This window comes from Burkholderia sp. Se-20373, assembly GCF_017104705.1.
Lineage (GTDB): Bacteria > Pseudomonadota > Gammaproteobacteria > Burkholderiales > Burkholderiaceae > Burkholderia.
Genome location: NZ_JAAGPH010000053.1, coordinates 34,167 through 47,243, shown reverse-complemented (window position 1 = coordinate 47,243; position 13,077 = coordinate 34,167). Strand labels below are relative to the sequence as shown.

General features: G+C 67.6%; 14 protein-coding genes. 8 read left to right on the top strand and 6 right to left on the bottom strand.

The window, feature by feature from the left end:
* Positions 1-40: 40 nt before the first annotated feature.
* Complete coding sequence (locus G3N96_RS18955; RefSeq protein ID WP_206138106.1) at positions 41-418, bottom strand: hypothetical protein; 378 nt, start codon at positions 416-418, stop codon at positions 41-43.
* Between the two features lie 491 nt (positions 419-909).
* Here G3N96_RS18955 and G3N96_RS18950 point away from each other — a divergent pair, with 491 nt between their 5' ends.
* The 3 genes from G3N96_RS18950 to G3N96_RS18940 all read left to right on the top strand — a co-directional run bounded on the left by G3N96_RS18950 (position 910) and on the right by G3N96_RS18940 (position 3,215).
* Positions 910-1,263 carry a DOPA 4,5-dioxygenase family protein gene (locus G3N96_RS18950; RefSeq protein ID WP_206138105.1) on the top strand — a complete coding sequence of 118 codons (354 nt, stop codon included), beginning with the start codon at positions 910-912 and terminating at the stop codon, positions 1,261-1,263.
* Between the two features lie 117 nt (positions 1,264-1,380).
* Positions 1,381-1,812, top strand: coding sequence for a nuclear transport factor 2 family protein (locus G3N96_RS18945; protein ID WP_206138104.1), 432 nt, complete (start codon positions 1,381-1,383; stop codon positions 1,810-1,812).
* The gene (locus G3N96_RS18940; RefSeq protein WP_206138103.1) at positions 1,809-3,215 is read left to right on the top strand and encodes an MFS transporter; all 1,407 of its coding nucleotides are present in this window, start codon (positions 1,809-1,811) and stop codon (positions 3,213-3,215) included. Before G3N96_RS18945 ends, G3N96_RS18940 begins: the two co-directional genes overlap by 4 nt.
* Before the next feature lie 67 nt (positions 3,216-3,282).
* On the opposite strand, the gene G3N96_RS18935 is transcribed toward G3N96_RS18940, so the two are convergent.
* From G3N96_RS18935 to G3N96_RS18925, 3 genes are all read right to left on the bottom strand, one after another.
* Entirely contained in the window at positions 3,283-3,903 is a 621-nt protein-coding gene (locus tag G3N96_RS18935) for a hemolysin III family protein (RefSeq protein WP_039349524.1), read from the bottom strand.
* Between the two features lie 181 nt (positions 3,904-4,084).
* The gene (locus tag G3N96_RS18930; protein WP_011353713.1) at positions 4,085-4,291 is read right to left on the bottom strand and encodes a YbdD/YjiX family protein; all 207 of its coding nucleotides are present in this window, start codon (positions 4,289-4,291) and stop codon (positions 4,085-4,087) included.
* A gap of 12 nt (positions 4,292-4,303) precedes the next feature.
* Positions 4,304-6,382, bottom strand: a complete 2,079-nt coding sequence (locus G3N96_RS18925; protein ID WP_089428804.1) for a carbon starvation CstA family protein — start codon at positions 6,380-6,382, stop codon at positions 4,304-4,306.
* Between the two features lie 271 nt (positions 6,383-6,653).
* Between G3N96_RS18925 and dapF the strand changes: the two genes are divergently transcribed.
* The 5 genes from dapF to G3N96_RS18900 all read left to right on the top strand — a co-directional run bounded on the left by dapF (position 6,654) and on the right by G3N96_RS18900 (position 11,092).
* Positions 6,654-7,463: a diaminopimelate epimerase gene (gene dapF / locus G3N96_RS18920; protein WP_206138102.1), complete on the top strand. Its 810-nt coding sequence runs from the start codon at positions 6,654-6,656 to the stop codon at positions 7,461-7,463.
* Entirely contained in the window at positions 7,460-8,347 is an 888-nt protein-coding gene (locus G3N96_RS18915; RefSeq protein ID WP_206138101.1) for an RNA polymerase sigma-70 factor, read from the top strand. Before dapF ends, G3N96_RS18915 begins: the two co-directional genes overlap by 4 nt.
* Positions 8,348-8,576: 229 nt before the next feature.
* Positions 8,577-9,590, top strand: a complete 1,014-nt coding sequence (locus G3N96_RS18910) for a LysR family transcriptional regulator (RefSeq protein ID WP_206138100.1) — start codon at positions 8,577-8,579, stop codon at positions 9,588-9,590.
* Positions 9,591-9,795: 205 nt separating this feature from the next.
* Positions 9,796-10,551 carry an SDR family oxidoreductase gene (locus G3N96_RS18905; RefSeq protein WP_206138099.1) on the top strand — a complete coding sequence of 252 codons (756 nt, stop codon included), beginning with the start codon at positions 9,796-9,798 and terminating at the stop codon, positions 10,549-10,551.
* Between the two features lie 25 nt (positions 10,552-10,576).
* On the top strand, positions 10,577-11,092 hold the full coding sequence (locus G3N96_RS18900; RefSeq protein WP_206138098.1) for an Ohr family peroxiredoxin: 516 nt from the start codon (positions 10,577-10,579) through the stop codon (positions 11,090-11,092).
* Between the two features lie 55 nt (positions 11,093-11,147).
* Here G3N96_RS18900 and G3N96_RS18895 read toward each other — a convergent pair whose 3' ends face one another.
* Positions 11,148-11,576: a PRC-barrel domain-containing protein gene (locus tag G3N96_RS18895; protein WP_206138097.1), complete on the bottom strand. Its 429-nt coding sequence runs from the start codon at positions 11,574-11,576 to the stop codon at positions 11,148-11,150.
* Between the two features lie 226 nt (positions 11,577-11,802).
* Entirely contained in the window at positions 11,803-12,933 is a 1,131-nt protein-coding gene (locus G3N96_RS18890; RefSeq protein ID WP_241022715.1) for a 3-deoxy-7-phosphoheptulonate synthase, read from the bottom strand.
* Positions 12,934-13,077 lie beyond the last annotated feature (144 nt).

Below are 13,077 nucleotides of genomic sequence, written 5' to 3'. Positions count from 1 at the left end.
CCGGCGAATCGGATCATGCAAGCCATGCTCGCCTCCTGCATCAGAACGTGTTCTCGCCCTTCAGGTAGTACGCGGTCTTCACGAAGAACGCCTTGACCGGATGGCCGCCCTGCGCGTCACGCGCGGCGCGCGCCTCCATCGCGGCACGCGCTTCGCGCGACCGGTCCGGCACCGGGTTGTGGACACGTTCGAGCGCGCGCTGCATCGCGAGCGGATAGTTCTGGTTGCCGGCCGACGTCGCGCGATAACCGGCGCGCGTCATCTGCCGCAGTTGCGCGTCGGTTTCGGCACGCGCCGCCGACCAGCTCGACAGCGACGCATTCGATGCGCCGTCGGTCACGGCGGACTGAGCGAAACTGACGGCGGGCAACGCAACGAGTGCGCAGGAAAGTACCGCAACGGGAACGAGGGATCGCATGGTGGCCTCCAGGTGGTTGTCCCCGCATCGATCATGTTCGACGATGCGTTGAAACCATCGTATGACGCGCTGCATTCCGTATGAATAGCCGATTCTGCAATTGATATTTGCGGTGTCGACACCCGGTGCGCCAATCGCGTCATGCGCGAATCCCGCCGAACAGGCATTTCCTTATTTCATTCAACGCCCTGATCTCGTTTGTTCAGACGATCCGAAGCAACGCACGCAGCGCTTTTTCAATTTCGGAAATGACATGTTGCCGATGCGATCACCACCGGCGCACCCGCCGACAAGGCTTCCGGCGTGATATCGCGCGTGCGGATACCGCAATCGCCGGCCCAATCGAATCGCACGTTTCTCGTGATTCAGGACAAGTCATCGCACCCGGATTGCCGAATCGAGACACGACGCGCACGGCAATGACGCGCGATAATCACGCATCGCCGTTTCGCACGGCACCTCATGCCTTCCCATTTTCATCGAGTCCTTCCATGGCCGCCCTCGACATCACCGCCATCCACAGTTGGCACGCCCACGTCTATTTCGATGCGGCCAGCCGCGACGCGGCCTGGGCGTTTCGCCAGGTCGTCGACGAGCGGTTCGGCGCGGTCATCGAACTCGGCCGCTTTCACGAACGCCTCGTCGGCCCGCACCCGGCCTGGTCGTACCAGATCGCATTCGACGCCGCGCGCTTCAACGAGATCGTGCCGTGGCTCGTGCTGAACCACGGCGCGCTCGACATCTTCCTGCATCCGAATACGAACGACGAACTGCGCGACCATCGCGATTGCGCGGTGTGGATCGGGAAGTCGTATCAGCTGAATCTCGACGCGCTGGCCGGATAAGAGCCGCCACGCGGCCGCCTGCGCCGCGGCGACATCCACGTTTCGGGTCGACGTGAAACGTCCCGCGGCGGTGCGCCCCTACAGTGGGTTCCGTTATCGATGCTTCCGGAACCCGCCATGTCACACGCCCACGCCGATGCCCGGCACATTTATGAAGGCTGGCACGCGGCCGTCGTCGCGCGCGACGTCGATGCGCTGATGGCGCTGTATGCCGACGACGCGGTGCTCGAAACGCCGCTGATCGTCGTCACGCTGCCCGATCATGGCGCCGGCGTGCTGCACGGCAAGGCCGCGATCGGCGCGTTCTTCGCGGCGGCCCTGCGTAATCCGGGCAACTCGCTCGGGCGCTGGTACCGCACCGGCTTGTTCTTCTCGAACGGCCGCCAGCTCACGTGGGAATATCCGCGCGCCACGCCGGACGGCGACCAGGTCGATCTCGTCGAGGTGATGGAGCTGCGCGACGGGCTGATCGCGCATCATCGCGTGTACTGGGGATGGGTCGGGTTTCTCGCGCTGCGGGCCGCCACGCCGGTACCCGACCGCGCATGACGGCCGCCGTGCCGAATCGCGCCGCGGCCCGCCGCGTGCTCGCCGCGACCTGCGTGAGCTACACGCTCGTGCTGCTCGACGCGTCGATCGTCAACGTCGCGCTCACCGACATCGCGCATACGTTCGGCAGCCGCGTGGCCGGCCTGCAGTGGATCGTGAACGCGTACACGCTCGCCTTCGCGAGCCTGCTGATGACGGGCGGCACGCTGGGCGACCGGCTCGGCGATCGCGACGTCTATATCGCCGGGCTCGCGATATTCGTCGCCGCGTCGGCGCTGTGCGGCATCGCGCCGACCCTCCCGGCGCTCGCGATCGCCCGCGCGTTGCAAGGCGTCGGCAGCGCGATGCTGGTGCCCTGCTCGCTCGAGTTGCTCAACCGCGCGTTCCCCGAACCGGCCGCGCGCACGTCGGCGATCAGCCTGTGGATGGGCTGCGGCGGCATCGCGATGGCGTCGGGCCCGCTGATCGGCGGCCTGCTGATCCATCTGTTCGGGTGGCGCAGCCTCTTCTTCGTGAACCTGCCGCTCGGGCTGGCCGGCATCTGGCTCGGCCGCTCGGTCGTGCGCGCCGATGGCGACGCATCGCGGCATTTCGACTGGGGCGGCCAGGCCGCGGCCGTCGTCGCGATCGCGGCGCTGATCGGCACGTTGATCGAAGGCCCGTCGCTCGGCTGGCGCTCGACGCCGATCGTCGGCGGCGCGGCAACGAGCGTCGTCGCGTGGAGCGCGTTCATCGCGATCGAAGCGCGGCGCCGCGAACCGATGCTGCCGCTCGCGTTCTTCCGCAACCGGCTGTTCGCCGGCTCGACGTTCGTGTCGATGGCGTCGGCGTTCGTGTTCTACGGCCTGCTGTTCGTGCTCAGCCTGTTCTATCGGCAGGTCCGCGGCGCGAGCCCGCTCGACACGGGGCTCGCGTTCCTGCCGATGACCGCGATGGTCGCGCTCGGGGGGCTGGGTTCAGGCCGGCTGGTTGCACGCTTCGGCGCGCGCGGCACGATGTGCGCGGCGTTCGCGCTCTATGCGGCCGGCGCGCTCGGCATGACGGGCATCGGCGCGACGACACCCGCGTGGCTCGCTATCGCGCCGATGCTCGCGATCGGCTTCGCATCGGGATTCATCTCGCCGGCCGCGACGTCGCCGGCGCTCGGGACGGTCGACCGGCGCCGCGCCGGCGTGGCGGCAGCCGCGCTGAACGCGGCGCGCCAGAGCGGATCGGCGCTGGGGGTGGCGATTTTCGGTGCGTGCATCGCGACGTTGCAGCCGTTTCCGGCGGCGATGCGGGTGGCGCTCGGCATCGCGACCGGATTGTCGGCGCTCGCCGCCGCGACGTGGTGGATCACTGCGAGGCCGACACCGACACCCGGCGAACCGGCCACGCAGCTACGGGCCGCCACGCGCCGGTAACGCATGCTCCGGCAGGTGCACGCGCGGCGGCACGGCGCGCCGTCATTGCCTCGACGCCGCCCGTCGCTCACGCGACATACATCGCGACACTGACGAACTGGCACAGGCTCCCGGCCAGCACGAACAGATGCCAGATGCCGTGCCCGTGACGGATGCGCTCGTCGTTGATGAAGAAGTAGATCCCCGCGCTGTAGATCAGGCCGCCGGCCACGAGCCACGCGGTACCGACCGGCGGCAGCGCATGGATCAGCGGACGCACCGCGACGAGCGCGAGCCAACCCATCGCCACGTACAGGATCATCGACAGCAGACGTGTGCGCCGCCCGAGCGTCAGCTCCTGCACGATGCCGAACACGGCCAGCCCCCAGCTCACGCCGAACAGCGACCAGCCCCACGGGCCGCGCAGCGTGACCAGCGTGAACGGCGTATAGCTGCCGGCGATCAGCAGGTAGATCGCCGAGTGGTCGCACTTCTGCAGGATCGCTTTCAGGCGCGGGTTGCGCACGCTGTGATACAGCGTCGAGATCGCATAGAGCAGGATCAGCATCGCGCCGTACACGCTGAAGCTCACCACCTTGTATGGATCGCCTTCGAGCGCGCCCATCGTCACGAGCGCAACGAGGCCGACCACCGACAGCACCGCGCCGACGAGATGGGAAATGCTGTTGAAACGCTCACCGACATGCACGACGTGTTCTCCTGCGGGTCCATCGGGAAAAGAGGAAACCCTATGATACCGGCCGGCGGAATTTGCCGTGCTGCGCTCAGGCAAGCGGCGACGCACGCCGCCGGCCCGCCAAAGAAAAAAGCGCCGCGACATGCATCGCGGCGCTTCCCTTTCGATGACCGAACGGCCTGGACCGCCCGATTCAGCAGCACTTCCCCGCACCCGACCCGTACCGCGCGTTCTGACGCTCGCGGAAGAATTCCTCATACGTCATCGGCTCGCGATCCGGATGGGTCGCGCGCATGTGCGCGACGTAGGTGTCGTAGTCGGGCAGGCCGACCATCAGCCGCAACGCCTGCCCGAGGTAACGCCCCGCGCTGCGCAGGTCGCTGCCAAGATCGCTGAACATCGCGGCCTCCCCTTAACGTCCGCTGCCGAGCGCCTGCGCGGCCGGCATCGCTTCGTACGGCGTCTCGCGCACGGTCGGCTTCGACTCGCGGCGCGCGCGCAGCACGGCGATCACGCCGTACACCGCGATCGCCACGACGACGAAGATGAACAGCCCGGCCAGCGCCGCATCGATGTAGTCGTTGAAGATGATCCGCTTCATCTGCGCGATCGACTTCGCCGGCGCGAGCACCTTGCCCTCGTCCACCGCGGCCTGCAGCTTCGCGGCGTGCGCGAGGAAGCTGACCTTCGGGTTCGCGTCGAAAATCTTCTGCCAGCCGGCGGTCAGCGTGCAGATCAGCAGCCACACGGTCGGCACGATCGTCACCCACGCATAGCGCTCGCGCTTCATCTTGAACAGGACGACGGTGCCGAGCACCAGCGCGATCGCGGCGAGCATCTGGTTCGAGATGCCGAACAGCGGCCACAGCGTGTTGATGCCGCCGAGCGGATCGACCACGCCCTGGTACAGGAAGTAGCCCCACGCGGCCACGCACAGCGCGGTGGCGACCAGGTTCGCCGGCAGCGACTCGGTGCGCTTGAGCGCCGGGTGGAACGTGCCGAGCAGGTCCTGCAACATGAAGCGGCCCGCGCGTGTGCCGGCATCGACGGCCGTCAGGATGAACAGCGCCTCGAACAGGATCGCGAAGTGATACCAGAACGCCATCATCGCTTCGCCGCCGATCACCTGGTGCAGGATGTGCGCCATGCCGACGGCCAGCGTCGGCGCGCCGCCCGCCCGCGCGATGATCGTCGTTTCGCCGACGGCCTTCGCGGTCTGCGTCAGCATGTCGGGCGTCAGCACGAAGCCCCATTGCGTGACGGTGTTGGCGACCGCTTCCGGCGTCGAGCCGAGCACGGCGGCCGGCGCGTTCATCGCGAAGTAGATGCCCGGCTCGATCACGCACGCGGCGACCAGCGCCATGATCGCGACGAACGATTCCATCAGCATCGCGCCGTAACCGATGAAGCGCGCATTGGTTTCGTTGTCGATCAGCTTCGGCGTCGTGCCCGACGAGATCAGCGCATGGAAGCCCGACACGGCACCGCACGCGATCGTGATGAACAGGAACGGGAACAGGTTGCCCGACCACACCGGGCCCGTGCCGTCGACGAACTTCGTCAGCGCGGGCATCTTCAGTTCCGGCGCGACGACCAGGATGCCGATCGCGAGGCCGAGGATCGTGCCGATCTTCAGGAAGGTCGACAGGTAGTCGCGCGGCGCGAGCAGCAGCCACACCGGCAGCACCGATGCGACGAAGCCGTAGCCGATCAGGATCCACGTGAGCTGCGTGCCCGTGAACGTGAACCACGCGGCGAGCGTCGGCGAATCGTGCACGTGCTGGCCGAACGCGATCGACGCCATCAGCAGCACGAAGCCGATGATCGACACTTCGCCGATGCGGCCCGGACGGATGTAGCGCGTGTAGACGCCCATGAACAGCGCGATCGGAATCGTCGCGGCGACGGTGAACGTGCCCCACGGCGAATTGGTCAGCGCCTTCACGACGATCAGCGCGAGCACCGCGAGGATGATCACCATGATCAGGAACGCGCCGAACAGCGCGATCACACCGGGCACCGTGCCGAGCTCCATCTTGACGAGATCGCCGAGCGAGCGGCCGTCGCGGCGCGTCGAGATGAACAGCACGATGAAGTCCTGCACCGCGCCGGCGAACACGACGCCGGCCAGGATCCACAGCATGCCGGGCGTGTAGCCCATCTGCGCGGCGAGCACGGGCCCGACGAGCGGGCCGGCGCCGGCGATCGCGGCGAAGTGATGGCCGAACAGCACGTACTTGTTGGTCGGCACGTAGTCGAGGCCGTCGTTGTACTTGACGGCCGGCGTCATCCGCAGCCCGTCGAGCTGCATGACCTTGCTGGCGATGAAACGGCTGTAGAAGCGATACGCGATCAGATACACGCAGACTGCGGCGATCACGATCCAGAGGGCACTGACGCGCTCGCCGTGTGCGAGTGCGATCGTGCCGAACGCGAACGCGCCGAGCAGCGCGACCGCAATCCAGAGCAGGGTACTGGAAGCCCGATTCATGGCGTCTCCTGGTCTCCAATGTGGTTTTAGATGGCATGCGGCGAGGGTGCCGCACACACGTGACGTCGATGCGTCGTGCCGCGGTCTCGCTGAGGCCGGGGCGATGGGCCGTAGTATTCCGCGCGACCGGTGCCGCTTACAAGCGGATAACTACGTATGCGGAGCTACGTAGAATTACGTAGATGCGTGGCGCGGGCACGACCTCGTGCGGCGATTGATCGCGAACGGCGAGCCACGTACAGTGTTCGCCTGCCTCCCTTCCGGAACTGTCATGCCGCTCGGATTTCAGAAGATGAACGCGAATGGCGATGACTTCGCCATCGTCGACCTGCGCGGTCAGGCGCACGATCAAGCGCGCCACATCGTCCCGGATCTGGTGCGGCGCATGGGCGACCGGCGTTTCGGCATCGGCTTCAACCAGCTCGCGGTCGTGTCGGACTGCGACGACGCGGCGGCCCGCGTCGCGTTCTGGAACGCGGACGGCACGCCGCTCGACACCTGCGGCAGCGCGACGCGCGGCGTCGCGTGGCAACTGATGCGGGAAACCGGCCTGTCGTCGTTCGTGCTGCGGACTCCCCGCGGGTATCTCGTGTGCTCGACGGAGGCGAACGGCCTGATCACCGTCGAGATGGGCAGGCCGCTCACCGGCTGGCAGGACGTGCCGCTCGCCGAGGCGCTCGACACCCTCGCGCTGCCGCTGCCCGGCGCGCCGGCCGCGTGCAACATGGGCAATCCGCACTGCACGTTCTTCGTCGACGATCTCGGCACGATCGATGTCGCGGCGCTCGGCCCGGCCATCGAAACGCATCCGCTGTTTCCGCGGAAAACCAACGTGCACTTCGTTCAGGTCATCGATCGCACGCATGTTCGCCTGCGCATCTGGGAGCGCGGCGGCGGCGTGCCGCTCGGTTCGGGATCGTGTTCGTGCGGGGCGGTCGTCAACGGCATCCGGCGCGGGTTGCTCGACGAGACCGTGCGGGTCGAGTGCGACGGCGGCGACGTGACGGTGCGCTGGGACGGCGCCGGCAGCGTGCTCCTGAGCGGGCCGGTCGCGTTCGGGTTCAGCGGGGTGTGGCTGTGACGGCCGACGACGCACACACGTTCCAGGCACTGCGTCCGCGTCTGCAGAAGATCGCGTACCGGATGCTCGGCTCCATCGCGGACGCCGAGGACATCGTGCAGGACGTCTGGCTGCGCTGGCACGACACGGCACGCGCCGGGATCGAGAACACCGAGGCGTGGCTCGTCGCCGTCACGACACGCACGTCGATCGACCGCTTGCGCGCCGCGAAAATCCGGCGCGAGCAATACACCGGGATCTGGCTGCCCGAGCCGGAACTCGACGCATCACCGGCCACGCCCGAGGAAATGATCGAGCGCGCGAACGACGTGTCGGTCGCGTTCCTGCTGCTGCTCGAACGGCTGACGCCGGAGGCGCGTGCCGCCTTCCTGCTGCATGAAATCTTCGAGATCGACTACGACCGGATCGCCGACGCGATCGGCAAGACCGAAGCCGCGTGCCGGCAACTCGTCCGCCGTGCCAAGGCCCGGCTGCGCGACGACGATTCGCCTCGCCACGCGGTGGCGCGCGAAACGCACCACCGGTTGCTGCAGACGTTCTCGCACGCGCTCGCGCAGGGCGACTTCCCGTCGATCCAGGCGCTGCTCGCCGAGGACGCGATCCTGATCGGCGACGGCGGCGGCAAGGTCCAGAGCCTTCCGAGGCCAATGGTCGGCAACCGGCGTGTCGCACAACTGTTCTATGCGACGTGGCTGCGCCACGGCAGCGGGGTCGAGATGCGGCCCGTCGTGCTCAACGGCCAGTGGGCCCTGTTGCGCTTCATCGACGGACAGCTCGACGCCGCGATGTCGTTCGAGACCGACGGCACGCGCATCGTCCGGATTCTCGTGCAGCGCAACCCCGACAAGCTCGCCCGGATCGCGGCAACCTGCACCGCCGGGTGACGTGCGCGCATCGCGCGCCATCGAAGCCCGTGCTCGTGCTCGTGCTCGTGCTCGTGCTCGTGCTCGTGCTCGTGCTCGTGCTCGTGCTCGTGCTCGTGCTCGTGCTGGAAAAATAGCCTTCCCCGCCCGCCGCCGCGTCCCTCTTTTAAAAAAAAGATAGCGGACGGTGTCACAGGCAGCTGTGCTGAAACGTCTAGCCGCGTATGGACACCACGACTCCAGCACCTTCATGCCAGATACTTCCATCCGCCCCCCTGACGCCGACGATCCGTTCGCACGCAGCTTCTCGACCTGCTACGCCGGCGTGGTCACCTTCTTGGCCGTCGTCACCGAAGGCAGCTTCGCCCGTGCCGCCGATCGCCTCGGCGTCGGCCGCTCGTCGGTCAGCCGCCATGTGCAGAGGCTCGAGGACCGGCTCGACGCGCGCCTGTTCCAGCGCACGACGCGCAGCATGTCGCTGACGCGCGAAGGCGAACTCTTCTATGAAAACTGCCGGCCCGGCATCCAACAGCTCGCGCAGGCGCTCGAGGACATGCGCGAGCTGCGCAGCGGCCCGCCGAGCGGACACCTGCGGATCGGCTCGACGCCCGGCTTCGGCCGCAAGATCATCGCGCCGCTGCTGCGCGATTTCCACGCGCAGTATCCGGACATCACGCTCGAGCTGTTGCTGAACGACCGGCCGGCCGATTTCTCCGCCGACCGCATCGACGTCGCGTTTCGCGACGGCCGCACGGAGGACAGCGCGATCGTCGCGCGCCAGCTGATTCCGATGCAGATGATCGTCTGCGCGTCGCCGTCGTACGCGCACCGGCACGGCTTGCCGCGTCACGTGGACGAGTTGGCGCAGCATCGCTGCATCAACCTGCGCACCGCGTCGGGCCGCGCGGCGGAATGGGAATTCAAGATCGACGGGCTGGCGCAGCAGCGCCAGCTCGCCGCGCATCACACCTTCAACGACATGGATCTGGTCGTGCGTGCGGCGCTCGACGGGCTCGGCATCGCGCAACTGCCCGCGTACCAGGTGTGCGACCTGCTCGCCGACGGGCAGCTGGTGAGCTGCCTCGGCCAGCACGCGCCGGACGACGGCGGACACTACCTCTGTTACCTGAGCCGCAAGCACCTGCCGACACGCATACGCGTATTCATCGACTACATGATCGAACAGACGCGCGCCCGCGACCTGCAATGCCTGACGACGATGACCACGATGATGACGACGGCGCCGCTGGAAACGGTCGATTGATGCATTCGAAGCAACACCATGAGCACCTGCGGGGCTCTACCGGATCGCGCGGCATCTGCATACGATGCGGGCTGATCGAACGGCGTGCGGGCATCGTTGCACACCATTCGGCAAGGTGCCGGCGCACGCGCGCGAATGCGATGCACACCGGCTTCGACCGATTCAGGCGGCGCGCCTCCCGCGCGCCCGTTCAAGGAGAGCAATCGTGAAGATCGTGGTGATTGGTGGTACCGGCCTCATCGGCAGCAAAGTCGTCAGGAACCTGATCGCGCGCGGCCACGACGCCATGGCGGCAGCGCCGTCGACCGGCGTCGATACGATCACGGGCGCTGGGCTGGGCGACGCGCTGGCGGGCGCGGACGTCGTGGTCGATCTCGCGAACTCGCCGTCGTTCGAGGAAGCGGCCGTGAAGGCATTCTTCGAGACGTCCGGGCGCAACCTGTTCGCCGCGGAACGCGCGGCGGGCGTGCGCCATCACGTCGCGCTGTCGGTGGTCGGCACCGACCGCCTGCAGCAAAGCGCGTATTTCCGCGGCAAGCTCATCCAGGAAGACCTGATCCGCGCAGCAGGCGTGCCGTACACGATCGTGCGCTCGACGCAGTTCTTCGAATTCGTCGGCGCGATTGCACAGGCGAGCGCCGATGGCGACACCACGCGGCAGGCCACCGCGTTCTTCCAGCCGATCGCATCGGACGACGTCGCGGCCGCCGTCACCGATGTCGCGCTCGACGCACCGCGCAACGGCATCACCGAAATCGGCGGCCCCGATCGGGTGCGGATCGCCGACCTGGTCGAACATTTCCTGAAGATCACGCACGATCCGCGCACGGTGGTCAGGGACGCGGGCGCCGATTACTTCGGTGCGCTGCTGCAGGACGACACGCTCGTCCCCGGGCCCGGCGCCCGCCTCGGTGCGACGACCTTCGATACGTGGTTCAAAAAAAACCAGCCCGCGCGCTGAGCCGCACCGCAGGATCGCGCACGCCATGACGCCGCTACGGCCGCCGCCGCTCTCGTTGCTCGACAAGTATCGCGGGCGGGAACCGCAGACGCTCTACTCGACGACGGTGACCGTTACGGGCGGGGCGGCGGAGCATGGGCGCGCATCGGGTGTCGCGCGTTCCGACGACGGCCGCCTCGATGTGGCGCTGCGCCTGCCGTCCGCACTGGGCGGGCCGGGCGACGGCCCGAACCCGGAGCAACTGTTTGCCGCGAGCTATGCGGCGTGCTTTCACGGGGCGCTGAGCCTGCTCGCCACGCGGGCCGGCGTGTCGATCGCCGGCGCGTCGGTCAGTGCATCGGTCGACTTCTGCCGCGATCCGGTGGATGGGCTGTTCATGCTGAACGCGAACATTCGCGTGCAGCTGCCGGGCGTCGAGCGCACGGTGGCGGAAGAACTCGTCCGCAATACGGAGCGCTTCAGCCCTTATACGAAGATGGCGCACGAAGGCATCGGCCACGTCGTGGCGCTCGCGCCGCCGGACGATCCGTCGAACGGCTGACCGCAAACAAAATACCCGGCGCGTTGCGCGCCGGGCCTTGCCAATCCGTGCTGGCTCAGTGCTTGTCGTCGACCTTCTTCGGCTTCGGCGGCGACGGCACCTTCGCGTACTGGAACGCGGGCGTCGCCTTCAGCGCATCCTTCGTCGCGCCCGGCAGGTAGATGTTGCCGCTGCGCACGTCGAGCGACGCGATCGGCACCGCGACGTCGTGCGCCGCCACACCGAGGAAGCCGCCGGCCGACACGATCGCCGCCGATACCGAGCCGTCCGGCGCGACGATCAGGTCGCGCACGGTGCCGACCTTCTGGTTGTCGTCGTTGTAGACGGCCTTGCCGAGCACGCTCTTCTTCACGCTCCAGCCTTCGAGCAGCGCCTGCGATTGCTCGACGGTCACGCTGAGCGGCTGCGCACCCGCGATCTGCGCGTGCGCGCTGACGCTCGAGGCGAGGACGGTTGCTGCGATGAGGGTCTTGTAGAAAGCCATGCTGTCATGTACTCCGGTTCGGTTGTTGTCGGTGTCGGCGGCCGGCCAAGCCGCCTCCGTGCATGCGCCGTGTGAAACGAAAAGGCCTCTGTACGACGCATCACACCGGCCCATGTTAGCGCCACTCGCAAAACGCTGCATCGGACGTGATGACGCAGCCGCGGTCAGGCGCCTCTTGCCATGGAGACATTACGGACACCGCAGCGAATCGCGTACCTCGCCCTCGTCACGCGTTGCGCGACTGCGCGCGTCGTTGCCGCACCGCCTCCGCCAGCACGTCGAGCACGGGCTCCGTCTGCGTCCAGCTCAGGCACGCATCGGTGATCGACACGCCATACTTCAGCGCCACGCCCGGCTTCAGGTCCTGGCGCCCGGCCTCGAGATGGCTCTCGACCATCACGCCGACGATCCGCTGCTCGCCCTGCGACAGTTGCCGCGCGAGATCCTGCGCGACGTCGATCTGCCGGTCGTGCGACTTGTTCGAGTTCGCGTGCGAGCAGTCGACCATCACTTGCTCGCGCAGGCCGGCCTTGCGCAGCACCACGCAGCTCGCCTCGACATGCTCGGCGTCGTAGTTCGGGCCGTTCTTGCCGCCGCGCAGGATCACGTGCGCGTCGTCGTTGCCGCGCGTCTCGAAGATCGCGGCCATCCCCATCTTCGTCATCCCCATGAACGCATGGCTCGCGGCCGCGGCGACGATCGCGTCGGACGCGACCTGCACGCCGCCGTCGGTACCGTTCTTGAAGCCGATCGGGCAGCTCAAGCCCGACGCGAGCTGGCGATGGCTCTGGCTCTCGGTCGTGCGCGCGCCGATCGCGCCCCACGCGATCAGGTCGGCGATGTACTGCGGGCTCAGCAGGTCGAGGAATTCGGTCGACGCCGGCAGGCCCAGCGCGTTGATGTCGAGCAGCAGTTGCCGCGCGGCGCGCAGCCCCTCGTTGATGCGGAAGCTGCCGTCGAGACGCGGATCGTTGATGTAGCCCTTCCAGCCGACCGTCGTGCGCGGCTTCTCGAAGTAGACGCGCATCGTGATCAGCAGGTCGTCCTTCAGCGCATCGGCGGCGATCTTCAGGCGGCGCGCGTAATCGAGCGCCTGGTCGTGATCGTGGATCGAGCACGGGCCGACGACGAGCAGCAGCCGGTCGTCGCGGCCGTGCAGGATGTCGCCGATCGCACGGCGCGTATCCTCGACGAGCGTCTGCGTGGCGGCCGGCACCGGCAGTTCGTCCAGCAGCAGCGCCGGCGAAATCAGCGGGCGCACGGCGCCGATGCGGACGTCGTCGATGCGCGTGGTGTCCTGCGTCGCGTCGGCGCTGCCTACCTCGCGATCGTGGGAAGGATTGTCGAGGTTCTGCATGGTGATTCTCCGGGGGACGTCTGGAATGATGGGCAGGCTCGATTATGGCACCCGGGCGGGACGGTGGCGGGTTGCGGCGGGGGGACGGGCGCGGCTGCATGACGGCAGCGCGACGGAGATCAACAGGCGAAAAGAAAAAGGCGA

Bases quoted from the DNA above. Each gene is read 5' to 3' on its own strand.
- G3N96_RS18945 (WP_206138104.1), top strand. From the start codon at position 1,381: ATGTCACACGCCCACGCCGATGCCCGGCACATTTATGAAGGCTGGCAC.
- dapF (WP_206138102.1), top strand. From the start codon at position 6,654: ATGCCGCTCGGATTTCAGAAGATGAACGCGAATGGCGATGACTTCGCC.
- G3N96_RS18930 (WP_011353713.1), bottom strand. From the start codon at position 4,291: ATGTTCAGCGATCTTGGCAGCGACCTGCGCAGCGCGGGGCGTTACCTC.
- G3N96_RS18900 (WP_206138098.1), top strand. From the start codon at position 10,577: ATGACGCCGCTACGGCCGCCGCCGCTCTCGTTGCTCGACAAGTATCGC.
- G3N96_RS18895 (WP_206138097.1), bottom strand. From the start codon at position 11,576: ATGGCTTTCTACAAGACCCTCATCGCAGCAACCGTCCTCGCCTCGAGC.
- G3N96_RS18910 (WP_206138100.1), top strand. From the start codon at position 8,577: ATGCCAGATACTTCCATCCGCCCCCCTGACGCCGACGATCCGTTCGCA.
- G3N96_RS18925 (WP_089428804.1), bottom strand. From the start codon at position 6,382: ATGAATCGGGCTTCCAGTACCCTGCTCTGGATTGCGGTCGCGCTGCTC.
- G3N96_RS18950 (WP_206138105.1), top strand. From the start codon at position 910: ATGGCCGCCCTCGACATCACCGCCATCCACAGTTGGCACGCCCACGTC.
- G3N96_RS18890 (WP_241022715.1), bottom strand. From the start codon at position 12,933: ATGCAGAACCTCGACAATCCTTCCCACGATCGCGAGGTAGGCAGCGCC.
- G3N96_RS18940 (WP_206138103.1), top strand. From the start codon at position 1,809: ATGACGGCCGCCGTGCCGAATCGCGCCGCGGCCCGCCGCGTGCTCGCC.
- G3N96_RS18955 (WP_206138106.1), bottom strand. From the start codon at position 418: ATGCGATCCCTCGTTCCCGTTGCGGTACTTTCCTGCGCACTCGTTGCG.